The 26,063-nt window shown below is 36.9% G+C and carries 32 protein-coding genes and 1 pseudogene; 5 read left to right on the forward strand and 28 right to left on the reverse strand.

Going from position 1 to position 26,063, the window contains the following annotated elements:
- Positions 1 to 160 precede the first annotated feature (160 nt).
- The 14 genes from spoIVB to accB all read right to left on the reverse strand — a co-directional run bounded on the left by spoIVB (position 161) and on the right by accB (position 13,657).
- Complete coding sequence (gene spoIVB / locus NSQ40_RS21260) at positions 161 to 1,462, reverse strand: SpoIVB peptidase (protein ID WP_003208450.1); 1,302 nt, start codon at positions 1,460 to 1,462, stop codon at positions 161 to 163.
- 118 nt (positions 1,463 to 1,580) lie between these two features.
- Positions 1,581 to 3,320 (reverse strand): DNA repair protein RecN, encoded by a 1,740-nt coding sequence (gene recN, locus NSQ40_RS21265; RefSeq protein ID WP_018766169.1) that lies wholly within the window; start codon positions 3,318 to 3,320, stop codon positions 1,581 to 1,583.
- A gap of 272 nt (positions 3,321 to 3,592) precedes the next feature.
- The gene (gene argR, locus NSQ40_RS21270) at positions 3,593 to 4,042 is read right to left on the reverse strand and encodes an arginine repressor ArgR (protein WP_001032579.1); all 450 of its coding nucleotides are present in this window, start codon (positions 4,040 to 4,042) and stop codon (positions 3,593 to 3,595) included.
- A 142-nt stretch (positions 4,043 to 4,184) separates the two neighbouring features.
- Positions 4,185 to 5,024 (reverse strand): TlyA family RNA methyltransferase, encoded by an 840-nt coding sequence (locus tag NSQ40_RS21275; RefSeq protein ID WP_003208453.1) that lies wholly within the window; start codon positions 5,022 to 5,024, stop codon positions 4,185 to 4,187.
- A gap of 3 nt (positions 5,025 to 5,027) precedes the next feature.
- The gene (gene dxs / locus NSQ40_RS21280) at positions 5,028 to 6,920 is read right to left on the reverse strand and encodes a 1-deoxy-D-xylulose-5-phosphate synthase (protein ID WP_003208455.1); all 1,893 of its coding nucleotides are present in this window, start codon (positions 6,918 to 6,920) and stop codon (positions 5,028 to 5,030) included.
- A gap of 98 nt (positions 6,921 to 7,018) precedes the next feature.
- A complete protein-coding gene (locus tag NSQ40_RS21285; protein WP_033796411.1) occupies positions 7,019 to 7,246 on the reverse strand; it encodes a hypothetical protein in 228 nt (75 codons plus the stop codon).
- 17 nt (positions 7,247 to 7,263) lie between these two features.
- Positions 7,264 to 8,157, reverse strand: coding sequence for a polyprenyl synthetase family protein (locus NSQ40_RS21290; RefSeq protein WP_003200224.1), 894 nt, complete (start codon positions 8,155 to 8,157; stop codon positions 7,264 to 7,266).
- Positions 8,157 to 8,387, reverse strand: coding sequence for an exodeoxyribonuclease VII small subunit (gene xseB / locus NSQ40_RS21295; RefSeq protein WP_016116257.1), 231 nt, complete (start codon positions 8,385 to 8,387; stop codon positions 8,157 to 8,159). The genes NSQ40_RS21290 and xseB overlap by 1 nt, the downstream gene beginning before the upstream one ends.
- Positions 8,377 to 9,735, reverse strand: coding sequence for an exodeoxyribonuclease VII large subunit (gene xseA / locus NSQ40_RS21300; RefSeq protein WP_003208458.1), 1,359 nt, complete (start codon positions 9,733 to 9,735; stop codon positions 8,377 to 8,379). Before xseA ends, xseB begins: the two co-directional genes overlap by 11 nt.
- Before the next feature lie 26 nt (positions 9,736 to 9,761).
- Positions 9,762 to 10,622 carry a bifunctional methylenetetrahydrofolate dehydrogenase/methenyltetrahydrofolate cyclohydrolase FolD gene (gene folD / locus NSQ40_RS21305; protein WP_003200229.1) on the reverse strand — a complete coding sequence of 287 codons (861 nt, stop codon included), beginning with the start codon at positions 10,620 to 10,622 and terminating at the stop codon, positions 9,762 to 9,764.
- 22 nt (positions 10,623 to 10,644) lie between these two features.
- Entirely contained in the window at positions 10,645 to 11,037 is a 393-nt protein-coding gene (gene nusB, locus NSQ40_RS21310; RefSeq protein ID WP_018780784.1) for a N utilization substance protein NusB, read from the reverse strand.
- A 346-nt stretch (positions 11,038 to 11,383) separates the two neighbouring features.
- A complete protein-coding gene (locus tag NSQ40_RS21315; RefSeq protein ID WP_003208459.1) occupies positions 11,384 to 11,776 on the reverse strand; it encodes an Asp23/Gls24 family envelope stress response protein in 393 nt (130 codons plus the stop codon).
- A 23-nt stretch (positions 11,777 to 11,799) separates the two neighbouring features.
- Positions 11,800 to 13,152: an acetyl-CoA carboxylase biotin carboxylase subunit gene (gene accC, locus NSQ40_RS21320; protein WP_003200233.1), complete on the reverse strand. Its 1,353-nt coding sequence runs from the start codon at positions 13,150 to 13,152 to the stop codon at positions 11,800 to 11,802.
- A gap of 16 nt (positions 13,153 to 13,168) precedes the next feature.
- Positions 13,169 to 13,657 carry an acetyl-CoA carboxylase biotin carboxyl carrier protein gene (gene accB / locus NSQ40_RS21325; protein ID WP_018766177.1) on the reverse strand — a complete coding sequence of 163 codons (489 nt, stop codon included), beginning with the start codon at positions 13,655 to 13,657 and terminating at the stop codon, positions 13,169 to 13,171.
- Positions 13,658 to 14,142: 485 nt separating this feature from the next.
- Between accB and NSQ40_RS21330 the strand changes: the two genes are divergently transcribed.
- Positions 14,143 to 14,340: a hypothetical protein gene (locus NSQ40_RS21330; RefSeq protein WP_016116263.1), complete on the forward strand. Its 198-nt coding sequence runs from the start codon at positions 14,143 to 14,145 to the stop codon at positions 14,338 to 14,340.
- A 71-nt stretch (positions 14,341 to 14,411) separates the two neighbouring features.
- Here NSQ40_RS21330 and NSQ40_RS21335 read toward each other — a convergent pair whose 3' ends face one another.
- From NSQ40_RS21335 to NSQ40_RS21375, 9 genes are read right to left on the reverse strand one after another with little or no spacing between them, the layout of a single operon-like run.
- Positions 14,412 to 15,065, reverse strand: a complete 654-nt coding sequence (locus tag NSQ40_RS21335) for a SpoIIIAH-like family protein (protein WP_016116264.1) — start codon at positions 15,063 to 15,065, stop codon at positions 14,412 to 14,414.
- A gap of 12 nt (positions 15,066 to 15,077) precedes the next feature.
- Positions 15,078 to 15,743 (reverse strand): stage III sporulation protein AG, encoded by a 666-nt coding sequence (gene spoIIIAG, locus NSQ40_RS21340; protein ID WP_018766178.1) that lies wholly within the window; start codon positions 15,741 to 15,743, stop codon positions 15,078 to 15,080.
- On the reverse strand, positions 15,733 to 16,365 hold the full coding sequence (spoIIIAF, locus tag NSQ40_RS21345) for a stage III sporulation protein AF (protein WP_003200249.1): 633 nt from the start codon (positions 16,363 to 16,365) through the stop codon (positions 15,733 to 15,735). The genes spoIIIAG and spoIIIAF overlap by 11 nt, the downstream gene beginning before the upstream one ends.
- Before the next feature lie 12 nt (positions 16,366 to 16,377).
- The gene (gene spoIIIAE, locus NSQ40_RS21350) at positions 16,378 to 17,550 is read right to left on the reverse strand and encodes a stage III sporulation protein AE (RefSeq protein ID WP_003208467.1); all 1,173 of its coding nucleotides are present in this window, start codon (positions 17,548 to 17,550) and stop codon (positions 16,378 to 16,380) included.
- 10 nt (positions 17,551 to 17,560) lie between these two features.
- Entirely contained in the window at positions 17,561 to 17,947 is a 387-nt protein-coding gene (gene spoIIIAD / locus NSQ40_RS21355; protein ID WP_077293892.1) for a stage III sporulation protein AD, read from the reverse strand.
- A gap of 20 nt (positions 17,948 to 17,967) precedes the next feature.
- Complete coding sequence (gene spoIIIAC, locus NSQ40_RS21360) at positions 17,968 to 18,171, reverse strand: stage III sporulation protein AC (protein ID WP_000020914.1); 204 nt, start codon at positions 18,169 to 18,171, stop codon at positions 17,968 to 17,970.
- A 16-nt stretch (positions 18,172 to 18,187) separates the two neighbouring features.
- Positions 18,188 to 18,703: a stage III sporulation protein SpoIIIAB gene (gene spoIIIAB / locus NSQ40_RS21365; protein WP_016131997.1), complete on the reverse strand. Its 516-nt coding sequence runs from the start codon at positions 18,701 to 18,703 to the stop codon at positions 18,188 to 18,190.
- Entirely contained in the window at positions 18,697 to 19,623 is a 927-nt protein-coding gene (gene spoIIIAA / locus NSQ40_RS21370) for a stage III sporulation protein AA (protein ID WP_003200253.1), read from the reverse strand. Before spoIIIAA ends, spoIIIAB begins: the two co-directional genes overlap by 7 nt.
- 27 nt (positions 19,624 to 19,650) lie before the next feature.
- Entirely contained in the window at positions 19,651 to 19,932 is a 282-nt protein-coding gene (locus NSQ40_RS21375) for a YqhV family protein (RefSeq protein WP_003200251.1), read from the reverse strand.
- Between the two features lie 196 nt (positions 19,933 to 20,128).
- Between NSQ40_RS21375 and NSQ40_RS21380 the strand changes: the two are divergent.
- Both NSQ40_RS21380 and NSQ40_RS21385 read left to right on the forward strand, forming a co-directional pair.
- Positions 20,129 to 20,673, forward strand: a pseudogene (locus tag NSQ40_RS21380) (GNAT family N-acetyltransferase).
- 53 nt (positions 20,674 to 20,726) lie between these two features.
- Positions 20,727 to 21,038, forward strand: coding sequence for a hypothetical protein (locus tag NSQ40_RS21385; protein WP_026008604.1), 312 nt, complete (start codon positions 20,727 to 20,729; stop codon positions 21,036 to 21,038).
- A gap of 35 nt (positions 21,039 to 21,073) precedes the next feature.
- Here the strand turns inward: NSQ40_RS21385 and efp are convergent, their stop codons facing one another.
- The 4 genes from efp to NSQ40_RS21405 all read right to left on the reverse strand — a co-directional run bounded on the left by efp (position 21,074) and on the right by NSQ40_RS21405 (position 23,698).
- Positions 21,074 to 21,631, reverse strand: a complete 558-nt coding sequence (gene efp, locus NSQ40_RS21390; protein WP_003200327.1) for an elongation factor P — start codon at positions 21,629 to 21,631, stop codon at positions 21,074 to 21,076.
- A 20-nt stretch (positions 21,632 to 21,651) separates the two neighbouring features.
- On the reverse strand, positions 21,652 to 22,713 hold the full coding sequence (gene pepQ, locus NSQ40_RS21395; protein WP_003200325.1) for a Xaa-Pro dipeptidase: 1,062 nt from the start codon (positions 22,711 to 22,713) through the stop codon (positions 21,652 to 21,654).
- Between the two features lie 4 nt (positions 22,714 to 22,717).
- The gene (gene aroQ / locus NSQ40_RS21400) at positions 22,718 to 23,158 is read right to left on the reverse strand and encodes a type II 3-dehydroquinate dehydratase (RefSeq protein WP_003200324.1); all 441 of its coding nucleotides are present in this window, start codon (positions 23,156 to 23,158) and stop codon (positions 22,718 to 22,720) included.
- Positions 23,159 to 23,233: 75 nt separating this feature from the next.
- On the reverse strand, positions 23,234 to 23,698 hold the full coding sequence (locus NSQ40_RS21405) for a YqhR family membrane protein (protein ID WP_003200322.1): 465 nt from the start codon (positions 23,696 to 23,698) through the stop codon (positions 23,234 to 23,236).
- Positions 23,699 to 23,941: 243 nt separating this feature from the next.
- Between NSQ40_RS21405 and NSQ40_RS21410 the strand changes: the two genes are divergently transcribed.
- Together NSQ40_RS21410 and NSQ40_RS21415 are read left to right on the forward strand one after the other, a co-directional pair.
- Entirely contained in the window at positions 23,942 to 24,862 is a 921-nt protein-coding gene (locus NSQ40_RS21410) for a DUF1385 domain-containing protein (RefSeq protein WP_003200320.1), read from the forward strand.
- An 83-nt stretch (positions 24,863 to 24,945) separates the two neighbouring features.
- Positions 24,946 to 25,347, forward strand: a complete 402-nt coding sequence (locus NSQ40_RS21415) for an SA1362 family protein (RefSeq protein WP_003200318.1) — start codon at positions 24,946 to 24,948, stop codon at positions 25,345 to 25,347.
- Between the two features lie 17 nt (positions 25,348 to 25,364).
- Here the strand turns inward: NSQ40_RS21415 and NSQ40_RS21420 are convergent, their stop codons facing one another.
- On the reverse strand, positions 25,365 to 26,021 hold the full coding sequence (locus NSQ40_RS21420; protein ID WP_033797069.1) for an HAD family hydrolase: 657 nt from the start codon (positions 26,019 to 26,021) through the stop codon (positions 25,365 to 25,367).
- Positions 26,022 to 26,063: the final 42 nt, after the last annotated feature.

Below are 26,063 nucleotides of genomic sequence, written 5' to 3' on the forward strand. Positions count from 1 at the left end.
TATGTTTATCGTTCATTTATTTTCTTTCTTTACACATTCCATCATAGGTTTACAACGAAACGTTCACTCTTTTCTTTTATTTTACAACAAAAAACAGCTCTTGCGGAACTTTTACAAAATTTCAACGAATTTCTCAAGAAAAAAAGCAAGCCGATGTTAATCAGCTTGCTTTTTTCTCTTGCTCATAAATATTAATTCCAGCTTCATGTAACATCCATTCAATATGGACACCATACCCTGAAGTTGGGTCATTCACAAATACATGTGTAACAGCACCAATCATTTTTCCATTTTGAACAATCGGACTACCACTCATCCCTTGAACAATACCACCTGTTTTAGCCAACAAACGTTTGTCTGTAACTTTTACAACCATTCCTTTTGTAGCTGGGAACTTTTGTGGTACCGTGCTTACGATTTCAATATCAAATGCCTCTACTTTATCTTGATCGATAACTGTTAATATTTTCGCTGGTCCTTCTTTCACTTGATGAGATAATGCAATCGGCATTGCTTCATCCATTATGCCATTTTTTATACCTGTATTTAATTTACCAAAAATACCAAAAGGACTATTTGTTGTAATATTACCAATCACTTCACGATCCGGTGAAAATCTTGCTAATTTTTCTCCTGGATTTCCATGACTACCGCGTTCGATAGAAGTAACTGTCGAACGAACAATCTGTCCATCTTCTACTTGAATTGGTTTTTTCGTATCATTATCAGAAATAACATGACCAAGCGCTCCATATTTCATCGAATCCGGATGAACAAAAGTCATCGTTCCAATACCAGCAGCTGAATCACGAATATATAAGCCAATCCGATAAGACGATTCACCATTATCTTTTTCTGGTGTTAGTTTCGTATGAATATACTTACCATCTCGTAATAAGACGAGGTTAAGCGGTTCACCTGTTTTTCCGCTATCATGAATAAAAGGTGCAACATCGCTCATTCTTTCAATTGTTTTTCCATTAATTTCGGTAATCATATCCCCAACTTGTACACCAGCCACTTCTCCAGGCGATACTTTCCCTCTCTCTGTTTGAATTAAATGATGTCCAACAACAAGTACACCTTTTGTATTCAATTTCACTCCAATTGATTGCCCACCTGGAATCACTTTAAAATCTTTTAATACTTTCACATTTACCTTTTTTACTGGAAATCCAGCAAGTTGAAAAACCATATCCGCTTCACCATTTTGATGCGAATTTACTACAAGTCCAGATTTCTGTTCTTTATTTGAACTCACTGTAAAAACATGATGATTTGTCGATGAAGCCTGGAAAACTGGAAATGATGCTATTTCGGATTGTTGACCCTCAAAAATAACGAGTTGCTTCGGGGATGAAATAAACGTACGAAGCGGTTTAAAACATCCAATAAAAATTAATGAAACAAGGAGGCAAAGACCTATTATTTTTCGGAATTGCTCTAATTTCAATTCATTCACTCTCCTCGCTCCTACCCCACATTCAGCCTAACGACTTCATCTTTTAATTTCTCCTTGCAACGCTTTGTTTATAACCGGAAGAATCAAGAAATCGTCATTTGAGCAAAAAAGCTATCCATTATTGGATAGCCTCTGCTGTCTGTTTAAAACGATGTGCTTGCGTAAGTAACTCTTTCGCATGTTCCGTCGTTAAATCGGTAATTTCCACGCCAGAAATCATTCGAGCAATCTCCGTTACCTTATCCTCTGTACTTAATACAGTAACTGATGTAATCGTCCGATCATTCGCAACTTGTTTACGGATAAATAAATGTGAATCCGCCATTGATGCTACTTGAGGTAAGTGCGTAATACAAAGTACTTGTGAGTTTACAGATACACGATAAATTTTTTCCGCAATCGCTTGTGCCACTCGGCCACTCACTCCCGTATCTACTTCATCAAAAATGACCGATGCAACACCTTGATGCTTAGAAAAGATACTTTTCAGAGCTAAAATAATACGAGATAACTCTCCACCAGAAGCTACTTTTGAAAGTTGTTTTAATGGTTCACCTGGATTTGTTGAAATATAAAATTCCACATGATCGTATCCATCTGCCGTAAGTTTCACTGGTGTCCCTTCTAGAAATGGATCATCATGGCTTCCTTCTCTTTTCTTAATCCTCACTTCAAATTTCGTTTTTTCCATATACAATTCTTTTAATTCTTGGTGGATTGCGTTCGTAAGACGATCTGCAAGTTGATGACGCATATTGCTCAATATTGTTGCTTCCTTCAAAATTACACTTTCTAATTCTTTTAATTTCTTTTTCGTCGTTTCAATATGTACATCTTTATTTTCGATTGTAAAAATTTCTTGCTCTATTTTATCAGCATACGCTAAAATCTCTTCTACAGTATTTCCATACTTTCTCTTTAGCATACGAATTTCATTTAAACGCGTTTCAATTTCATCTAAACGATTCGGGTCATATTCCATTATATCTAATCTTTCACGGAGCTGATAGGCAACCTCTTCTAATAAGTAGTAGCTATTTGCAATCGAATCATGGTTCTCTTGATACGCCTCATCTAAGTGTGTAATACTCTCCATTTGTCCCATCGCATTTCGCACATGATCAAGTCCACTACCATCTTCGCTTAATGAACGGTATGCATCACCAAGCGCTTTATAAATCTTTTCGAAATTAGAGATTTTTAATCTCTCTTCCGTCAATTCATTTTCTTCATCGACTTTCAAATCCGCTTTACGAATTTCTTCGTGCTGGAATTGAATTAAATCTAAGCGATGTGCCATCTGCTGTTCATTCTCTGTTAAGGATTTCAGTTGTTTTTTTAACTGCTCATACTCACCGTATACGCCCTGATATATTTCTAATTGGTTCACGATACGATCTCCATCAAAATGATCGAGCATAAACAAATGGCGTTCCTCATTCATCAAATCTTGCGTTTCATGTTGTCCATGAATATCAACAAGTGTTTTCCCAATTTCTTTTAATATACTCAATGTAACAAGTTTACCATTTACACGACATACACTTTTTCCATTCGCAGCGATGTCACGTTTTAAAATGATCATCCCATCTTCAATTTCAATGTCCAGCTCTTCAGCTTTCGTAATACATGGATGTTTATCATCCTCTATATAAAATAAACCTTCAATTTCAGCTTTTTCTGTTCCATATCTAACAAATTCTGCTGAACCGCGGCCACCAACAAGTAAGCTGATTGCATCAATAATAATTGATTTTCCGGCACCTGTTTCACCACTTAAAACTGTTAAACCTTTTTGAAAAGAAATATTTAATGACTCAATAATAGCAAAGTTTCTAATCGATAATTCCGATAACAATGCCCCATTCACCTCGTTATAAACTAATCCCCTAAAAAGGGCTTTCGCTAAGCGCTTTTCACTCTGCGTTTATCATATATATTGTATGTATAAATTACTCTTCTAGCCCGCTCCATTGTACCAAACATTCGTTTTACGGGTCAATCCATCGATTTCCTAACTTCATTCTAGAAAAACACCATATTTCACTTCACATTCATCTATTTTTCCTAGAATAAAAAATATCTTGTTTACTTTCTGCTTTTAGCAAAAGAGTAAACAAGATTCTTTTGTTACAACATATTTAAGAAACGATCTGATACAACACCTGTATCCTCAGGCGTACGGCAAATAATTAAGCAAGTATCATCACCACAAATGGTTCCAATAATCTCATCCCATTCTAAATGATCAATAAGTGCTCCAAGCGCGTGCGCGTTACCAGGTAATGTTTTTAACACAAGCATATGTCCTGCTGTGTCTAACTTTACAAACGAATCGACTAGATTACGTTTTAATTTTTGCAACGGGTTAAATCGTTGATCTGCTGGTAAGCTATATTTATAGCGACCATCATGCAATGGCACTTTTACTAAGTGCAACTCTTTAATGTCACGCGATACAGTTGCTTGCGTTACATTAAAGCCTTCATTACGTAAAATATCAACTAGTTCATCTTGCGTTTCAATTTCTTTATTCGCGATAATTTCTCTGATTTTAATATGGCGCTGACCCTTATTCATACATTTGCACCTCACACTATCTCTTACCATAGTTTAAACATTGGTATACTTCACTTATTTATGTTAACTTATAATCGTTTACTTGTACATAATTGTTTTTACAATCATTATACAATTCCAACAAAAAGAGGAACAACAACCGTTATTCCTCTTTCCCTTTTTGTTTTAAGACCTCATGAGCTTCTGTTACAACTTGCTCTACAGAAACCAGAGAATGCTTTTCGCCAATCCCACGTTCACCATGCCACTTTAAATGAATTAAAAACTCAATATTTCCGTCCCCACCTGTAATTGGAGAAAATGTTAAGTTTTCAACATCATACCCTTCTTTTATTGCGAAATCAACAATCATTTCTACGACAGCTTCATGAACTTTACGATCACGAACGATGCCCTTCTTCCCGACCTGCTCTCTTCCAGCTTCAAATTGTGGTTTAATTAAAGCCGCAACATCACCATTTGGAGTCAATATCGTTTTTAAGACTGGAAGAATTAATTTTAACGATATAAACGAAACATCAATGCTAGCAAACTGCGGCAAGCCACGCTCTAAATCAGCCGGTGTTACATAACGAAAATTCGTCCGTTCCATAACAACAACGCGCTCATCTTGACGAAGCTTCCAAGCAAGTTGATTGTACCCTACATCTAAAGCGTAAGATAACTTCGCACCATTTTGCAGCGCACAATCTGTAAAGCCACCAGTTGATGAACCAATATCTAACATAATTTTATCTTGTAAATCAAGATGAAAAGTCTCTAATGCCTTCTCTAACTTATAACCGCCACGGCTCACATATGGCATAACTTGTCCTTTTACCGTAATCGGTGTATCTTGTGGGATTTTTTCCCCTGGTTTATCGAGTCTCATTTCATTTGCATATACAAGACCCGCCATAACAGCGCGTTTTGCCTTTTCACGCGTTTCTATAAGTCCTCGTTCTACTAATAGTACATCTACTCTTTCTTTTTTTACACTCATTTGTTACGCCCTTTTTTGTTTTGATGGAATCATTGTATGAATACGGTCCACAACAGCATCTGTCGTTAAACCAATTTCTTCTAACAACTTTGTAACACTACCGTGTTCAATGAAATGATCTGGAATTCCCATTCGTTCGATTAAAGCACTATGATACCCATGCTCAGTAGCAAATTCTACTACACCTGTACCAAATCCACCGATTAAACAAGCTTCTTCAATTGTTAAAATCGGCATATTCTTACCTAGGAGTTCATGTAAATATGATTCATCCATCGGCTTAATAAAACGAGCATTCACGACTTTCACTGAAACTCCAGCTTTTTCGAGACGCTCCGCCGCTTCCAGCGCCATCGGAATCGTTGTACCAAATGTCAAGATTGCTACTTGCGTACCTTCTTTTAAGGTTTCCCATGTACCAATTGGAATAGCTTTGAGTTCTTCATCCATTTTAACTCCAAGTCCATTTCCGCGCGCATAACGCAGAGCAATTGGACCATCTTCATATTGCATTGCCGTATATACTAAATGCTGCCCTTCATTTTCATCTTTCGGCATCATGAGCACCATATTTGGCAAGTGGCGTAAAAACGCGATATCAAATACACCTTGATGCGTTTCACCATCTGCTCCAACCAATCCAGCACGGTCAATTCCAATGAAGACATTTAAATTTTGACGGCATATATCATGAACAACTTGGTCATATGCACGTTGTAAGAATGTTGAATAAATCGCTAAGAACGGCTTCATTCCTTGCGTTGCCATCCCAGCGGCCATCGTTGTGGCATGTTGCTCAGCAATTCCCACATCAATCATACGATCTGGAAATTCTTGATGAAACTTTTCAAGCTTAGAACCAACTGGCATTGCTGGTGTAATCGCAACGATACGCTCATCAGTTCTTGCAAGCTTACGAACTGTCTCACTTACAACCGCACTCCACGCCGGTGCAACTTCTTTTGGCTTTACAAAATCACCAGATTCGATTTTATATGGTCCTGTTCCATGCCAAGTTCCAATCACATCGCTCTCTGCTGGTTTATAGCCTTTTCCTTTTTTCGTAATCACATGAACAAGTACCGGGCCTTTTGTTTTCTTTGCATATTGAAGCGTTTCAAATAAGTTTTCATAACTATGCCCATCAACAGGACCTAAATATGTAAACCCTAACTCTTCAAAGAAGACACCTGATACAAGTAAATATTTTAAACTATCTTTTACTTTTTCTGCGGTTGCTGCAACTTTCCCGCCAACTGCTGGAATTTTCTTGAGTAAATACTCTAGTTCATCCTTCACCCATTGATATTTTCCAGCTGTACGCAGGCGACCAAGAACGTTATGAAGAGCTCCAACATTTGGAGCAATTGACATTTCATTATCATTTAAGATAACAATCATATCTGTTTTTTCATGCCCGATATGGTTTAATGCTTCTAAAGCCATTCCACCAGTCAAAGCACCATCCCCAATAATTGGTATAATACACTCTTTCGTTTTCTTTAAATCACGTGCTAAAGCCATTCCCATTGCAGCAGATAATGAAGTCGAACTATGACCTGTTTCCCATACATCATGCTCACTCTCGCAACGTTTTGGGAAACCACATAGACCTTTATATTGTCTTAATGTGCCAAACTCTTTTGCACGCCCTGTTAAAATCTTATGCACATAGGATTGATGTCCTACATCCCATAAAAATTTATCTTTTGGACTGTCAAATAATTTATGCAGAGCAATTGTGAGTTCTACTACACCTAAGTTAGGAGCAATATGTCCACCTGTTTGAGAGAGCTCTTCAATTAAAAACTTCCGAATATCCTCACTCAATGCCTCTAGTTCGCTGATAGACATATCTTTCAAAAAACTAGGGTTTTGAATTTGCGTTAGATCCACATGGATCACTCACTTTCGTTTCATAATCTGTCAATATGGCAAATATTACAAAAAATATTTGCACAACACAAGAAATTCTTCAATATCATTCCTATTTTCTATCCTGCTTGAACAGACAATTCGTCATCTTTCTCTTCATTCTTAGAAAACGAAGTATCCCTTTCAAGTAAGAAGCCTACATGAATCATAGCTCCTCTATCCGATGAAAAAAGAGCCGCTAACACAAAGTGATAACGGCAACGTAATCTAGATATATTTTTGCCAATAACAAGAAAAGAAAAACCTTTTTCTACATTTATACCACAAAATAATAAATGACTCAACAAATGAAAACGTTCTTACATTAGTTATTACGCTTTGCGATCAAATCACAAATAGATAATAAATACTCATCTTGTAATTGTAAAGATGCTATCGCATCTTTCGCTTTAACAATTGTTTCTTCTAAGATACATTTTGCCTCATCTATAGTAAATAACGTCGTATATGTACTTTTTTCATTGGAAGCATCACTACCAATTGGTTTTCCAATTTCTTCTTCCGTACCTTCTACATCTAAAATATCATCTCGAATCTGGAAAGCCAGACCAATATATTTTGCAAATGCAAGTAGTTTCTTCTCTTGTTCTGGTGTTGCTCCTGCAAGTACCGCTCCTGCAAGCACGGCATATTCTAATAACCGCCCTGTTTTATGCTTATGAATATATTCTAATTCACTAAGCTCAAGCCGCTTTCCTTCCGCTTCCATATCCGCTACCTGTCCAGCAACCATTCCTTCTGGTCCAGCTGCTTTTGCAAGTTCAAGCGCAAGTCTTAGCTTTGTTTCTGTAGAAATGTCTTGATGATGATACGCTGTCACTACTTGGAAAGCATGTGTTAACAAGCCATCTCCCGCTAAAACGGCCATCGCTTCACCAAACACTTTATGGTTTGTTGGTTTTCCCCGTCTTAAATCATCGTCATCCATACATGGTAAATCATCATGAATTAACGAATAGGTATGAATCATTTCAAGAGCACAAGCTGCTCCTATGCCCAGTTCTCTTTCCTTTTCAAACGCTTGCAACGTTGCAAATAAAAGTAACGGACGGAGACGCTTTCCGCCTGCTTCCAATGAATATGTCATCGCTTCGCGAAGTACATTTGGACATTGTAATTGATTTGCATAGCGTGCAAGCTGCTCCTCGACGAAAGTTTTACTCTCTTTCACAAAAGCATCAAAAGCTACATATGCCACTATGCTTCATCTCCTACAGCAGTAAATGGTTTAAGTTCTCCATCTTCTCCAAGGATAACTGCCATTTGTTCTTGTACATCTTTCAATTTCTCATCACATAGCTTAGACAACTCCATACCTTCTTTAAAATATGAAATCGCCTCTTCTAAAGGAACATCGCCTTGTTCGAGCTTAGAAACAAGATGTTCAAGCTGAGAAATTGCTTCTTCAAAGCTTAATTTATTTTCCATTGTTCAATTCACGCTCCTCTATGCCCGATACGTTACAATCTAACACTCCATCTTGTAATTGTACTGAAACAACATCACCAAGGTCGACATCTTTCACACTTTTTAACACTTGCTTTTTTTCACTATATACGAGCCCATATCCTCTCATCATTACTTTAAGTGGACTTAGTGCCTCTAATTTTTGAGCCGCCCTCATAAACGCAAACTCTTTCGTTTGCAGTAATGTTTGCATTTCACGTTGCAATTGCTTTTGCAACGTTTCTACCCTTGTTTTTGTTTGTACAATCTTTTGAGAGGGATGATGCTTCTCCAAATAAAATGAGAGCTGTTTTAACTGATTTACCTTTTTCTCTACATAGCGTTCTTTCACCAAAATAAGCTGTTCAAGAGTACGATCTAACTGTTCTTCTTTTTGCTCATACACTTGCTTTGGATAACGAAACGCATACGATTTTTGAAGTGTTTGCAGTTGTTCTTGCTTTTTATGTAACATCTCTCGCATTGTCCTTTGCAGGCGAAGGGTTCGTTGTAACACTTTCTCTTGTAATTCAATTATATTTGGTGCTGCAAGTTCTGCTGCTGCCGTTGGAGTTGGTGCACGTAAATCTGCTACAAAATCAGCAATTGTAAAGTCTGTTTCATGTCCAACTGCCGAGATGATTGGAATTTCACTTGCAAAAATCGCCCGTGCAACCATTTCTTCATTAAAGGCCCATAGCTCTTCAATGGAACCGCCCCCACGACCGACAATCAAAGCATCTATATCCTTCATCTCATTCGCTGTTTGAATCGCTTGTACAATTGAGGGAGCCGCAGACTCCCCTTGTACAAGTACCGGAAATACAATCACATTCCCAATTGGATAACGACGTTTAATCGTCGCTATAATATCCCGAATCGCAGCTCCTGTTGGAGATGTAATGACACCAATTGTTTTCGCATAGGCAGGGATTGGCTGTTTATAAACTTGAGAAAACAGCCCTTCTTCCTCTAATCGAACCTTTAATTGCTCATAAGCTAAATGAAGATTACCAATTCCATCAGGCTGCATATCATGAACATAAATTTGGTATGAACCACTTGCTTCATAAACAGAGATTTTCCCTTTTACAAGTACTTTCATTCCATCTTCTGGTCTGAATTTTATATTGCGATTATGACCCGCAAACATAACCGCTGCTATTCTTGCATTTTCATCCTTTAATGTGAAATACATATGGCCACGGCTATGACATTTAAAGTTTGAAATTTCTCCTTTTAACCAAACAGACTGCAAATGCGGGTCATACTCTATTTTTGTTTTTATATAGCGTGTTAATGCTGTAACGGTTAAATATTGCTTTTCCATCTTTCTCTCCTCATAGCCGATTCAAATTATTTACAAACAACTCCTGCGCGTTTTGCAGATTCTACTGTATTATGAAGGAGCATTGTAATTGTCATTGGGCCGACACCTTTTGGTACTGGTGTAATGTAACCCGCAATATCAAGTACATTTTCAAAGTCAACATCACCGCACAGCTTACCTGTCTCTAAACGGTTGACACCAACATCAATTACAACTGCACCTTCTTTTATATAGTCAGCTGTTACCATTTTTGGTCTTCCAACAGCTACAATTAAAATATCAGCTAACTTTGATAATTCTTTTATATTTTTCGTTTTGGAATGACAATATGTTACAGTCGCATTTTCATTTAAAAACAGCTGTCCCACTGGTTTTCCAACGATATTACTTCTTCCGATTACAACAACGTGTTTTCCTGAAATATCAAGATTTGTTTCTTTTACTAATTCTACAATGCCATGTGGTGTACATGGAAGAAATGTATCTTGACCTGTCATCATACGGCCAACGCTGATTGGATGGAACCCATCTACATCCTTTTCAGGTGAAATTCTTTCAATGATAGCTTTCTCTTCAATATGTTTCGGTAAAGGCAATTGTACTAATATACCATTAATACGGTCATCTTCATTTAAGCGATCAATTTCAGCTAACAAACGTTCTTCTGTAATTGTATCTGGAAACTCAATTAACTCTGAATAAATTCCAACTTGTTCACAGCCCTTTTCTTTTCCTTTTACATAAGAACGAGATGCTGGGTCTTCTCCAACTAAAATAACGGCTAATCCTGGTACAATCCCTTGCTCTTTCAACTTCACAACTTCTTCTTTCAATTGTGCTCGTTTTTTCTCCGCAACTTCATTTCCTTTGATGATTACTGCTACCATTTAAGATTCCCCCTTAAAGAAATTACAGTGTGTCTTTTATATTAGATAAAACGCCGTTTATAAAACGACGAGATTCCTCATCCCCAAATGTTTTTGCAATTTCAATTGCTTCGTTAATTGTTACATTGTGTGGAATTTCTTCCATGTACTTCATTTCATACACAGCTAGACGTAAAATACTGCGATCTACAATACTAATACGTTCTAATTTCCACTTCTTTAAATTTTGACGAATTGCTTCATCAATTGCTTCTTTATGTTCTACACAACCAACAACAAGTGATTCTAAAAACTCATTTGTTTCTTCGCCTTCTTCTAGCGTATTTTCCACCGCTACTTTCGGCTCTAATTCTCCAGTAATATCCATTTGGTATAATGCTTGCATGGCTCTTTCTCTAGCCGTCCTACGTTTCATTGTAACTCTCCTTTATACTTCAAGTCTTTCCTTATGTTTTGTTATATTATTATAATTTATAAGCCGTCAATTTACTTACTCTTACAGTTTTCATTGATTTTTCAACCTTATAATACAATGATAATAACACAATTTATCGTTTCATACACGAGTTACAAGGCTGAAAAATAATAAAAAGATTAACTTCAAGTTCCATACCTTATCACAATGTACGTTTTTTGAAAAAACGTATCATTCCCTTTTTATATTTTGTATTTTTTAAAATAGTATAATAATTTAAAGGTTTCGTGCATGAAGAGATGAAACGAGAAAAAAGGTGCCTATTTGACAAGGCACCTTCTCATTCTTATACTGGCTCGATTTCTGTTTTTTGCGTTTCGAATGTTACGCCAACGATGTGAATATTTACTTCTTTCGGCTCAAGACCCGTCATTGTAAAGAGTGCTTGGCGAATATTATCTTGAATTTTTTGTGCAACAACTGGTATTGCTACACCAAAATACATGACAACATAAACGTCAACGATAATATCGTCGTTTACTAATTCAACCTTCACGCCTTTACCGTGATTTTTCTTTCCTAACTTCTCAACAACATCTGTAGCAAAGTTGCCGCGCATTGCCGCTACGCCATCTACTTCAGCAGTTGCGATACCTGCAATTACCTCAATTACTTCTGGTGCAATTTCTACTTTTCCAAGGGTTGTATCTTGACCCATATCTAACATATGTTCAGCCATGAAAAAAACCTCCTTTAAATGTATCACTGCGTCACAAGTTCATGCTCTTCCAAAAATTTAGTATTAAATTCCCCTTTTATAAAATCAGGATGATCTAGCAATTGTAAATGGAACGGGATTGTCGTATGTACGCCTTCAATGACAAATTCACTAAGTGCTCGCTTCATTTTTGCAATTGCTTCTTCACGTGTTTTTCCGTGAACAATTAATTTCGCAATCATCGAATCATAAAAAGGTGGAATTGAATAACCAGGATAAACAGCTGAATCGACGCGAATACCAAATCCTCCTGGTGGTAAGTACATTTCCACTTTCCCTGGAGATGGCATAAAGTTTTTGGCAGGGTTTTCCGCATTAATTCGACATTCGATTGCCCAACCTTTAAATTGTACTTCTTCTTGCTGTAGCGATAGCTTTTCTCCTGAAGCAACACGAATTTGCTCTTTAATTAAGTCCATCCCTGTTACCATCTCTGTAACCGGGTGTTCTACTTGAATTCGCGTGTTCATTTCCATAAAGTAAAAGCTTTTCGTTTTATATTCATAAATAAACTCAACCGTACCAGCACCTGTATAATCAACCGCTACCGCTGCTTTTACTGCCGCTTCACCCATTTTCTCACGAATATTTGCATCAAGAGCAGGAGAAGGACTTTCTTCTAATAGTTTTTGCAAACGGCGCTGAATTGTACAATCACGCTCTCCTAAATGAATCGCATTGCCATGTGCATCTGCCATTATCTGAATCTCAACATGGCGGAAATCTTCAACGTACTTTTCTAAGTATACACCAGGGTTTCCAAAAGCGGTACTAGCTTCTTGCTGTGTAATTTGAATTCCCTTTATAAGCTCCTCTTCATGACGTGCAACACGAATACCTTTTCCGCCGCCACCTGCAGTTGCTTTAATAATAACGGGATATCCAATTTGATTTGCAAGTTCCATCGCTTCTTCTGTGTTTTTTATAATCCCTTGTGAACCTGGTACAATCGGAACCCCTGCTTCTTTCATTGTATCACGCGCAACGTCTTTTGTACCCATTTTTGAAATTGCTTCTGGACTAGGTCCGATAAAAATCAAGTTACATTCACGACATAGTTCTGCAAAATCAGCATTTTCGGCTAAAAATCCATAACCAGGGTGAATTGCATCACAACCTGTTAATTTTGCAACGCTTATAATATTCGTCAAATTTAAATAGCTTTCTTTCGACATTGTTGGCCCAACGCAATACGCTTCATCTGCGATTTTCACATGAAGTGATTCTTTATCCGCTTCTGAATAAATAGCTACTGTTTCAATATTCATCTCTTTGCAAGCACGAATAATTCGCACAGCAATTTCCCCACGATTGGCTATCAATACTTTTTTTATCATCACAAAGACTCCCTTATTACGCTTTTACAAGAAATAGCGGTTGTCCATACTCAACAAGTTGTCCGTTGTTCACAAGAATTTCAACAATCTCTCCATTTACTTCTGCTTCAATTTCATTAAAGAGCTTCATCGCTTCAACGATGCAAACGACTGTACCTTCTGAAACGCGATCCCCGACACTTACATATGCAGGCGTATCTGGTGAAGAAGATGCATAGAATGTTCCAACCATCGGTGATGTGATTGTATGTAAATTCTCATCTTGAACAGCTTTCTTCTCTTCCTGCTTCGGTACTTCTACCTGCGCCGCTGCTACGGCTGTTTCCATTTCTACCGCTTGCGTTTGTAATGCTTGTTTCACTACTGGCGTTGTCTGTACAGACACAACTTCATTCCCACGCTTTTTCATTTTAATTGTCGTACCATCTTTTTTGTATTCAAATTCATCAATGTTAGAGCTATCAATTAACTTAATTAATTCACGAACTTCTTGAATTTTAAACATATAAAATCCACTCCCATACACTTGTTTGTCCCGTTCTTACAGATACTGAACATATAAAAGTAAACTATGTTGTCTGTAAAGATACGATTCATTCTACTAGAGAAATCATTCCTATAACATTTACTAATAGAAACTTTTGCTACTCTCATCTTACGATAAATATTTTCAACATTCCAATTTATATTTCTTTACGATAAATCGAAACTCCTGTAAAAAATATTATTTCACTAAATAATTTATTACCTAGTAATAATACCAAGTTTCACTCAAAATTGGCAAGACCACTTCATAAAAAACATGTTTTTTCTCTTTTTCCATTTAAAATATAGAGCTCTTGATTTATTATTCTCATCTTATTTTAACTATGTACAACAACATATTTTACAAAATATTATTTTTTTATTTACAAGCCGTTCATCCTTCCTTCACATACGAATAGTATGTTCAAAGTAAAGTAAAATATCTTAATAGTGAGGTGCAGAAACATGATATGGCTCATCTTGTTCTTACCAGCTGTATTAATCTGGCTCATCGTTGTCTTCACTCATATAAAATACGGGAAAAGCAACCACCATTACCACGAACCTTTAATTTTTTACTCTCAGCGCATTTCTCCTTTCCGAGGAGAAAACATTGAAATAGCACAAAAAGATGAAATAGAAAAAAGCTATCGAAAACGATAGCTTTTTTCTATCCGGCTGTTCGCGAGTAGTAATCCTCCAGCTTATCATAGCTCGTAATACATATTTAAAATTTATTTTACTGGATCAAACTTGACGCCTACATCCTTGGATCCTGCCTCAGCACGAACAAGTTGGATAATTTTATTTGCTTCTTTTTGAGAATGCTTCGTAGCTTTTACTGTTACTTTAATATCAGTTCCATCAGCTCTTACAAGCGCATCTTTATAGCCACCTTGTGATTTAATAACTGTTTCAAGCAACCCTTCCTTTGTTTCCATCTGATCGATTGCATTTAATTCATCTTTCGCTTTACTTATTTCTTCAGCGGAAGATTTCGTTGATTTCATAACATCTTGTAATTTTTCTTTCTCTGCACTGCGTTGATCTTCCATTTTCAAACGAAGTGCTGTAAAGTTTTCATCACTTGATTGAACTGTTACATTGCCTTCTTTTTTGCTTGTCTCTTTTTTACTATCATCTTTTTTCTCTGTTTCTTTGCCCGATGTTTCTTTCGTTGTTTCTTTTGGAGTAGCTTCTTTATTAGATGTTTCTTTTGTCGTTTCTTTTGTCACTTCTTTTTCAACACCTTGCTTTTCTTGTCCAACCTTTTCACCCGCTGTTGGTGTTGCAGTATTCATTTTGTCAGGCGTTGTTACATAATAAACAGATAACACAACAACTAAACTTAGCATTGTTAGTAACCAAACTGTTTGTTTTTTCAACACTTTATTTCCTCCCTAACCCTTTTTTGGTAGTACTGCTACGCGGTGTGATGGTACATCAAGCATACGTGTCACCGCTTCCTTTACCATTGCTTTTACTTGTATATTATCCACCCCTTTTGCTACGACAAGGACACCTCTCACTTTTGGTTTCTCTGTTCGCAATACAATCGGAGTTTCTTTATCACCTTCGCGTATAATCACCGTTTTTTCATCAGTTGATTCATCTTCAACTTGTCTTTTTCCTCCAGTTTTATCTGTTTCACCTGTTGTTTGCGATCGTTTCACAATATTTTTTTCAAGTATTTTTTCTTCTGATGAGTCCAAATTCACTTCAATAGACACATCTTTAACCCCTGTTATATCTTCTAATGCTGCTTTCAATTCTTGTTCATATGCTTTTTCGTATTTTTCTATAGCTGACATGTTCTCGCTCTTTTTTTGTCCAAAAGTCGGCACATCTTTTTCTGAATCTTGATTTGTCTTTTCTTTAAACACAGGCACTTCTTCTTTTTTCGGTTGAAAGAAATTACTAAAAAACATAAGCAACATTCCAAGTATGAGTAGGACAAGCAAAAACTTAGGTGTTACTTTTTTTCCTTTCTCCCTATCATCTTTTTCGTCCCCTTTCAATAAGTTGCGAAAAAATGAGAATTTCGAGTTTTTATCTTTATTGTCCATTTACTCTACCTGTCCCCCCTTCCATTTGAACTTGGATTTGTTTATCCTCTAGCTGCCACCTGCTTGAAAAGAACTGTTTCATTTCTACATTTGTTTCTTCCGAAGTTTTCTGAGGCGCTCTCGTATTAATTTCAACTGGCTTTACTGTTTCAATTGCATCATTTTTCTTCACTTCAGCTTCTTTTAGCGTCACAATAACAGATTGAATATCTTTTGCCGCTTTTACTTCTTCCTTAGTTTCTGCTGCAATTATTTTTATTTCAGACACTGTCACGCCATACTTTTTCTCAAATTCTTTTCCAACTTCTTTTTTCATTTTGACAGCCATCTCTTCTAAACTATATGCACGTGTTAGGGCTTGTATTTCTTTTTTCTTTGTATCAATTGAATTTTTTATCGATCCGTCCGCTACGTATTTTTCCTGATTAAAATTCGCAATCACTTCATTTACATCCGTTTGTAATAACTTAAATAGCGGCGTTAAGATTAAAACGACTAACAATAAACTCACAACAAATTTGACATACTTTTGTAAATTTGAATTAGGAAGGATAAGATGCAGCATCGTCGCTAAGAGCAAAAAGACGATAATATTTCTAATCCACTCTGTAACAAATTGCATACTCGTCACCTCCTATCGCATCATGAGGGTAATGTTCCCCGCGGCAATAATAATGGTAATGCTTAAAAAGAACATAAAGGATACGATAGCTAAGCAGGCAAATACATAAATGATACTCCTTCCTATAATATCTAAACATTTAATAATAGCTCCTCCGCCAACTGGCTGTAGTACTGCCGCTGCGAATTTATAAATAAACGCGATACAAAAGATTTGAATCGCTGGAAAAGCAACGATTAAACATAAGATAACAAGCCCGATAATCCCGACCGTATTCTTTAATAACCCAGAGGCGCTAATAACAGTATCCGCCGCTTCTGTAAACATCCGCCCTACCACAGGAATAAAATTTCCCGTTACAAACTTCGCTGTTTTAACAGCTATACCATCAGCAACTGCTGTTGCTGTCCCTTGCACAGATAATACGCCTAGAAAAACTGTTAGAAAGATACCAATAATCCCAACACTTACATTTTGCAGGAGCTTGGACAATTTCGTAACTTTATATTGATCACTCATTGTACTTACAATGCTTAAGATGGTCGCAAGTAATAAGAGCGGAAGAACAATATAGTTCATAAGCAGCCCACTTGTATTCATTAAAAAAATGATAATCGGATGGAAGAAGGATACTGATACAACCCCGCCTCCGGTCGCTATGAGTGCTAGGAGAATAGGAAGTAAAGCTAATATAAAATCTACCATCGTTTGAATCGTTTCCCGTGCATACGTCATGACCACATAAAAACTATTTAAAGCAAAAATAATTAACACCATATATACAACGGCATCTGCAATTTTACTTATGCTACTCTTCGAAAAGGCAGATTGTAATGATTGTAATAATGCACTGAAAATTGTGAGCATAATGAGCGTTCCAAGTAGCTTTCCATTTGCAACAAGCTCATGAAATAAATATTTTAATAGCCCTATCATCCATTCTTTTATAGAAAATTCCTTTTCGCCCTTTACAAATTCCATAAAACTTCCCTTTTGACTCTCTGGTAAATAACCTCCATATTTTGTGACAAGCCCGTCCCAAAACTGCTTCACATCTTCGATTCCGAGTTTATCCAATTGTTGATCTACGACGTTTTTTTCTACAGGAGAAGCTTGTACGACAATTGGTAAAGAAAAGAAAAGGAAGCAAGCAAACAGCAGCTTAGCTCCAAACCTTTGCAACATTCACTCCCCCTTATCCCGTAGGTAAAAAACCAAGAATTGTTTCAATTACAACCGTTAAAATAGGAATAGCCATAACAAGAATTAAAATTTTCCCTGCTAATTCAATTTTTGAAGCAATTGCACCTTGACCAGCATCTTTTGTAATTTGTGCCCCAAACTCAGCAATGTAAGCAATTCCAATAATTTTCAGCAGTGTCTCTACATAGACATTGCTTACTTTCGCCTCACTTGCAACTCGCTCAATCATTCTTAAAATAGAATGAATTTGATCGATTAGCAGCAGAAACATGACACTCGCGATGAACACAATAAACAAAGAAGTGATACTAGATTTATGTTGATTTAGCACAGCTGCTAAAAATGTCGCGACGAGGCCCAATCCGACAATTTGTAAAATCTCGATTCGAACCGCCTCCTTTACTGGAAGAGAAAGACACTTTTAATCTTGTCAAACAAAGTATTAATCAAAAATGCAACATGAAATAAAATAACGACAAAACCGACAAGAATAACCCAGTTTGCAATATCCTCCCGCTTTAACTCTTTTAGTACTGTATGAATGAAAGCTAAAACAATGCCGATTCCGGCGATTTGAAATATTAATCCAACATCGATGGACATCGCCTTTCTCCCCCCCCTATAGCAGTAAAATTACGATAAGTAGTCCTGCTAGTACACCCAAACTCTTTATCATCTTTTCATATTGAAGTTGAAGTGCTTTCGCTTCACCCTCTTCTCTTTCTAGGTGCGTAATACATAAGCGAATATGCTTTTGCTGCGATTCACGGTCATGCTGCCCTAACGTTTCACCAAATTGCTGCAAAATCTCATATTCAGTTTGTTTAAATGCAGTGAGTTTCCAATTTTCTTGCAAACTTTCAAGCCAAGCCTCTCTAACTGTTTGTTCGCCGCTTTCTAGTCGCTTTGAAAAACTTTGAAATATCCAGTTTAAAGGCTTTGGCATTTGTTTTACTAAGCGCTCTGCTGCTTCTGATAAAGGCGTATGCCCGTACATGATTTCAGCTTCTAGCGATTGCAGCGCTGCTTTTAAAAGCCTAAGTTGACGCGGGCGTTCACTATATCTTTTGGCATACGAAAAACCAAAGAAAGTGCTCACCGCTACAATTAACACCGCACCAAATATTTTCACCATACGCTTTGAACCTTTCCTCGCCTTTGAACAGGCTTTCCATCTCTATCCTTGACTTGAACAACGGTTCCAGGTCCCTTTGCTTTTGATAGTTCAATAAAGCGATCAAACACACCAAGCTCCATCACAGCCTTTAAAGATGGTCGTTTCATTACATCATCAAAAGAAAATCCGTGAGCACTTATAAAAAGCTGAACCCCCGCATGTACCGCCTCCATAATCGCTTCACTATCTTCCACACGCCCAATTTCATCAACAATTAATACGTCCGGACTCATGGAACGAATCATCATCATCATTCCTTCTGCTTTTGGACATGCATCCAACACATCAACACGCGGGCCAAATTCATATTGCGGAATCCCTTTTACACATCCAGCGATTTCTGAGCGTTCATCAACAATCCCTACTTTACAAGAAGGAATTTCATGAGAACGAACCCCTTGACTCATACAACGTGCCACATCCCTGAGAAGTGTTGTTTTCCCTGTTTGCGGAGGGCCAATTACCATTGTGTTTAACCAACGCGAGTCGTACAAATAAGATAAGAGTGGCTCAGCTATCCCAATTTTTTGACGGGCAATTCGAATATTAAATGATGACACATCTCGAATCATCTTCACTGCACTTTTCTCTGTAATTACTTTTCCAGCTAAGCCAATCCTGTGACCACCGCGCAAAGTAACATACCCACGCTTTAACTCTTCTTCCATCGTATAAATAGAATATTGACTAAGCTTATTTAATAAATAGATTGCATCCTCTGCTGTAACGACATAGTCATAAAAGAACACTTCTCCACGAGCAATACATTCAAGTGGCCTTCCTATCCGAACCCTAATTTCTTCTAACGCGCTATATTGTTCACAGCCTTCAATAAACTGTTTCATCGCTTTTGGTAAAACCTCTAATACTTCTTTCATCTGCTTCTCCCCACCATACTTGACTTACTATTTCAACACTGCAATAAAAATACAGCCAATTCCGAGAGTTAGAAAAAAGAGCTTCAAAAAAGAAATTTCATTTGCAACGCTCGCAATGCCGATCGACATCGTTAAAATTAATACAGTCGGTCCAACAAATGCCAACATACCATTTATAAACAATGCTTTTTTTGCATCATTCACATAAAGCATAAGCAAAGCGGCGAATATCTCCGCACTACCTGAAAACAACCGAAGCAATCCCATGACAAGCACGGATGTTTCCATTGCCGCCAGCCATTGTTTCATTCTCCCACCTTCTCTCCTACCAATTACTTTTCAGTTCACTAACAAAACTCTTATTCCAAAAAGAATATATTTGTACAACCATATGCAGAGGTTGTCTATTTCAGAAGTAAAAACATAATTTTTTGTCCCTAACTTCGTAAATTTCTGAATATTACAACTTGAATATGTTATATTTAATAAGGAAAGAGGGCTTTCTATGAAGGATGTAACATTAATACAGCTTGATTTACAATCCGCACGCCATTTTTGAATTATCAAGTAAGCCACATGTAAAAAATGCTTTAGAGTTAAAAGCAGAAACAACCGAAGACACAAAGAGATTTATTTATTTCGCAATCGAAGAAGAAAAAAGAGGAATCTTTAAGTAGAGCCATTTTCAACGAAAAACAAGAATTAATAGGCATCACAACTCTTAAACATATCAATCATGAACAAAAACATTGCCATATGGGGAGTTGGCTCGGTTATCCTTATTGGGGGCAAGGTTACAATGAGGCTACTAAAAAAGAAATATTTAAAATTGAATTTGAAGAATTAGATCTTATATATGTATTTTCCGGTGCAAAAACGACGAATGTTCGTTCTTTAAAAGCGCAAGAAAAGTTACCTTATATTTCATTACATATGGAGGAGAAATTCCCAAAAGAACACGCTTTATTAGAAAAAGAAACAAAAGTTCCTTGTGTACTACATGCCGTATCTCGAAAAAGTTTTTTAAGGTGGTTACAACAAAACGATTGATGCTGATGGAGAAGTTACTTTTTAAAAATAGAGAGGTGATTAGAGTGAACCTTATGCGTGCTCTTTACATAATAATATTAGAATTACTTGGTATTTTTTTATTTTCTAAAATAGTAGATTGGTCATTTATGGAGATATTCTTTCTAGGTAGTCTAAGTATATTTGGAATTTCTTGGATTACTACTTTAAATATGAATCGTAATGCCAATATGGATCACGCCGTATATAAAGGATTAACTGGCGTGGAGACAGGAGAAATACAGCCATTTCAGATTAATTGGAATCCTTTCACATTTGGAACATCCATTCTTGTAGTGATTAGCCTTATTATAAGCATTATTTATTATCTACCGTACTTCATATAAAAAGCACTCGTGATCATCACGAGTGCTTTTTATAACTATGCACGAGAAACGTATTTACCTTCACCTGTGTTGATGATAAGCATTTCGCCTTCGTTAATGAAGATTGGTACTTGTACAACAAGGCCAGTTTCTAATGTAGCTGGTTTTGTTACGTTAGAAGCTGTATCACCTTTAATGCCTGGTTCTGTTTCAACAACTTTTAACTCAACAGTATTTGGAAGTTCAACGCCAAGTACTTCACCTTGGTATGTCATAATAGATACTTCCATATTTTCTTTTAAGAATTTTAGCTCGCGCTCGATTTGAGCTTCACCAAGTTCGATTTGCTCATAAGTTCCATTATCCATAAATACGTGAGACTCACCGCTCGCGTATAAGTATTGCATACGACGGTTTTCGATATGCGCTTTTTCTACTTTTTCACCAGCACGGAATGTTTTTTCTTGAACAGAACCTGTGCGAAGGTTACGTAATTTAGAGCGAACGAACGCAGCACCTTTACCTGGCTTTACATGTTGGAAATCAAGCACTTGCCAAAGGGCATTGTCCACTGAAATTGTTAAACCTGTACGAAAATCATTTACTGAAATCATGCAAAAAATCCTCCTGTGTATTACAAAATAATAAGTTCTTTTGGAGATTTCGTGATTACTTCATTACCTTCACTTGTTACAATAATATCGTCCTCGATACGCACACCGCCAACACCTGGAATATAAATGCCCGGTTCTACTGTCACAGCCATTCCTGGCTCAAGTACCGTTTCAGAACGGAATGCTAAGCCCGGTGCTTCATGGATTTCAAGGCCCACTCCATGACCAGTAGAATGTCCGAAATATTCACCGTATCCTTTTTCCGTTATGTAGTCACGTGTTAATGCATCAGCTTCACGACCAGTTAAACCAGCTTTAATGCCGTTCACACCACGAAGCTGTGCTTCTAAAACGACATTATAAATTTCTTTTAATTTATCAGATGGTTCGCCGACTGCAATCGTACGCGTAATATCAGAGCAATATCCTTTATAATAAGCACCGAAGTCTAATGTTACGAAATCTCCTTTTTCTATCACTTTTTCAGATGCCACACCATGCGGCAATGCTGAACGAAGTCCTGAAGCAACGATAATATCAAACGAAGAAGATGTTGCTCCTTGTTTTCTCATGAAAAATTCAAGTTCATTTGACACTTCAATTTCAGATACGCCTGGGCGAATGAATGATAGAATATGTTCAAAGGCAGCATCTGCAATCTGTGCAGCTTCCTTTAATATCTTAATCTCTGAATCCGTCTTAATCAAGCGTAACTTTTCTACAAGCCCAGAAGTTGGAACAAATTCCGCTTCTACCGCTTCTTTATGTGCTGTATAAGAGCTATATGTAAGAGTATCTTGCTCAAAGCCAAGCTTTTGAATTCCTAATTCTTTCACTTGTTTCGCAACTTCATCCAGAATTGGTCCTGTATGTTGCACAATTTCATAACCAACAGCTTGTTTACCAGCTTGCTCTACATAGCGGAAATCTGTAATAAACAGAGCACGATCATTAGAAATAAGTACAACACCAGCTGTCCCTGTAAAGTTCGTCATATATCTACGGCTATATTCATTCGTTAATAAAATACCATCAATACCAGCTTCACCAAATGCATTTCTTAACTTCGTGATCTTTTCCATCAATTTATGCCTCCCTAAGTTTCTCCAATAATGCAAATAACGCTAACTTATAGCCATAAAAACCAAACCCAACAATTTGGCCCGCCGCGACTGTTGCAGTCACAGATTCATGACGAAACGATTCCCGCTGGTGGATGTTAGAAATATGTACCTCAATAACTGGAATCGAAATGCTCGCTATCGCATCTCGAATCGCATAGCTATAATGCGTAAATGCTCCTGGATTTAGAATGATTCCTTCATATATGTCATCAGCCTCATGAATGATGTCAATAAGAGCACCTTCATGATTCGATTGAAAACATTCTAACTCCACTCCCAATTTCGCTGCTTCTTGCTTCATCTCTTCTTCTAATGATGCCAACGTTCCTTTCCCGTATACATTCACTTCTCGAACACCGAGACGATTTAAGTTAGGACCGTTAACGAGGAGTACTTTTTTCATATACTTTAAACTCCTTAATATAAAAAATGTCTATACAACATTCTAACACAGGAGCCACTTATTTGAATAGTTTGTCTACTCCAACCCTTCCCCTTGATTCGCATTGTTGGCTTCAAATGAAACAGAATATGTGATAAACACACCGTATAAAATAAAAATACATATTGTTGTGACAATTGTTTCTTTCGGTAAATGAAGTGCATTTTTTATAACAGGTGCAATAGAACCCAGTCCGAAAAATAAAATGCCCCACCAAAACAGTCCATAGAGTATTCCCGGTAGTATCCCTTCAAATCTTTTGAAAAGAGCCCTATAGAGAAATGCCACTAAAATAGAAAGAAGCCCTATACAAACAATACCCAATACATTTCCCCAAACTCCTTCTTTCCACGATCCAAACGCAAATGGTAAAAGCAAATAGTTTGGTCCGGCTTCTGTAAATGAAAAAATATGAAGAAAATACCATATACATCCCCAAAAAACACCACCAAATAAACCAATCTGCACAATATTTTTTGTTATTGATTGTTCTTGCTTCACATCGACACCTCCGCTTACTAGTATGTCCGAAACTATTTTGAAGCATGTTTAAATCATGCGAAATTTGTCTATAAAAAGAATAAGAAATGTCTGGCTTCCGTAACAATTTTCCTTGTCAGCAGCTTGTGTTTGTCGATAAAATAAAGGAAACTCGGTGATTGTCAAATCTCACAATGACAGAACCAAGTGTGACAATTGCCTCTTTTCTACATAAGAGAGAAACAAATACAGGTTGGTGTTAACATGGCAGAGGAGACAAAACAAATATACGGTGGGCAAGCGGTCATAGAAGGAGTTATGTTTGGTGGTAGAGAATATACTGTTACAGCGGTTCGTCGCAAAGATAAATCAATCGAATTTTATCGATTACCACGCGTGCGGAATAAAGTATTATCTATGCTAAAGAAAGTTCCATTTCTACGTGGTATCGCCGCTATCGTTGACGCAAGTGCCAATGGAGCAAAACATTTAAACTTTGCTTCGGAACGATTTGACGTTCATCCTGAAGACGATGAACAACTTACACACAAGAAAGAAGAGCAGTCAAAATTAACGATGGTATTAGGAGTAGCCGCAGTCGGAGTCTTATCGTTCATATTCGGCAAAGTCATTTTCACAGCAGTCCCCGCACTTTTAGCGGAATTGACACGACCGATTTTCCCATCTCACACTGGGCAAATTATTGTCGAAAGCATCATTAAGCTCATCCTTTTACTGAGCTATATATATATTGTGTCACTAACTCCGCTCATTAAGCGTGTGTTTCAATATCACGGTGCGGAACATAAGGTCATTAATGCTTACGAAAACAATCTTCCGCTGACAGTAGCAAATGTACAAAAACAAACTCGTCTCCATTATCGTTGCGGTAGTAGTTTTATTATATTTACAGTCATTATCGGAATGTTTGTCTACTTTCTTGTTCCAACTGATCCCCTTTGGGTCAGAGTGGTAAATCGAATTTTATTAATTCCAGTTGTTCTAGGGATTTCTTTTGAAGTCTTGCAATTTACGAATCGATTACGGGATATTCCGGTCTTGCGCGCATTAGGATACCCAGGGTTATGGCTTCAACTATTAACAACAAAAGAACCAGAAGATGATCAAGTTGAAGTTGCAATTGCATCCTTTGAAGAATTATTACGTTTAGAAGAAAAACACTAATAATTTTTTAAAAATGGTACTCAACTCCTTTCCTTGTCGCTAATATACTAATTTTAATATATGTTATTTAGGAGGTGTTCCCTATGAACGGTCGTTCGTTTACGTTCGCTTTATTCGTGCTTATTATTGGGTTAGCAATATTCGGTCTCGTATCATCTGCAATTACAGATCCATACGGAATGGTTAAAAACATTGTCATCATGTTACTTGTTGTTGGTGTCTTTTATTTATTATATAAAATGTTTACAAGTTCCAGCGGTTCCGCCAATTCGCAAAACTCTTATAAGCGTGCTGCGAAACAATCGAACCGAAAATACGGAAAACAAAACGTAGCACCCCTAAGCAATTCTGTATTAAAACGAAATGCTTCTGATGACAAAGTTAAGAAAGGCAATTCATCATTGTTAAAAAGGAAACGAAAACAATCTCATTTAACCGTGATTGAAGGTAAAAAAAATAAAAAGAAAGACCGCGCTTCCTTTTAGGAAATGCGGTCTTTCTTTTATTTATGCTCCCTCACATATTGAAGTACTTCTGTTAAGCTTTTTTCTTTCATACTTCCTAAGCGAAGATGGTGATTTTCAAACTGCAAAGCCTTTGTAACTTCATTTGGAACAACGACACATTTTAATCCTGCCGCAATCGCTGCTTTCAATCCATTTACTGAATCCTCAAACACAACAGCTTCTGAAGAATCAATTTTCAGTTCTTCAATAGCCGCTTTATACAGTGCTGGATCTGGTTTTACTTTCTCCACATCTTCTTTCGTTTTAATTACTTCAAAATACTCCCGAATCCCTAAATCTTCTAAAAACCCAATAACCCATTCTCTTGAAGAACTAGAAGCTAAACCAATTTTTACTCCAAGACCTTTTGCTTCTTCTAAGTATTCTTTCACACCATCACGAGCTACTGGTATTTTCATTTTCTCTTGATGTAAAGCCGAAACTTTTTCTTTTAGCAAGTTCTTATTAAATTGCTCTTTCAATTGTTGTTCAATATATGTATAAAGCACTTCATCTGTTGTTCCAATACATTTTGCAAACTCTTCTAGAGATAAATCTCCACCATATTCGCGAATTACTTCCTGAAAAGCTTGGAACCAAATTGTTTCTGTATCTACAATTAATCCATCAAAGTCAAAAATAATTGCTTTCATTCCGATCCCGCCTTTTACAAAACAATTTTTCACATCTCTATA

The sequence above is a fragment of the Bacillus sp. FSL K6-6038 genome (assembly GCF_038050455.1).
GTDB lineage: Bacteria > Bacillota > Bacilli > Bacillales > Bacillaceae_G > Bacillus_A > Bacillus_A pseudomycoides.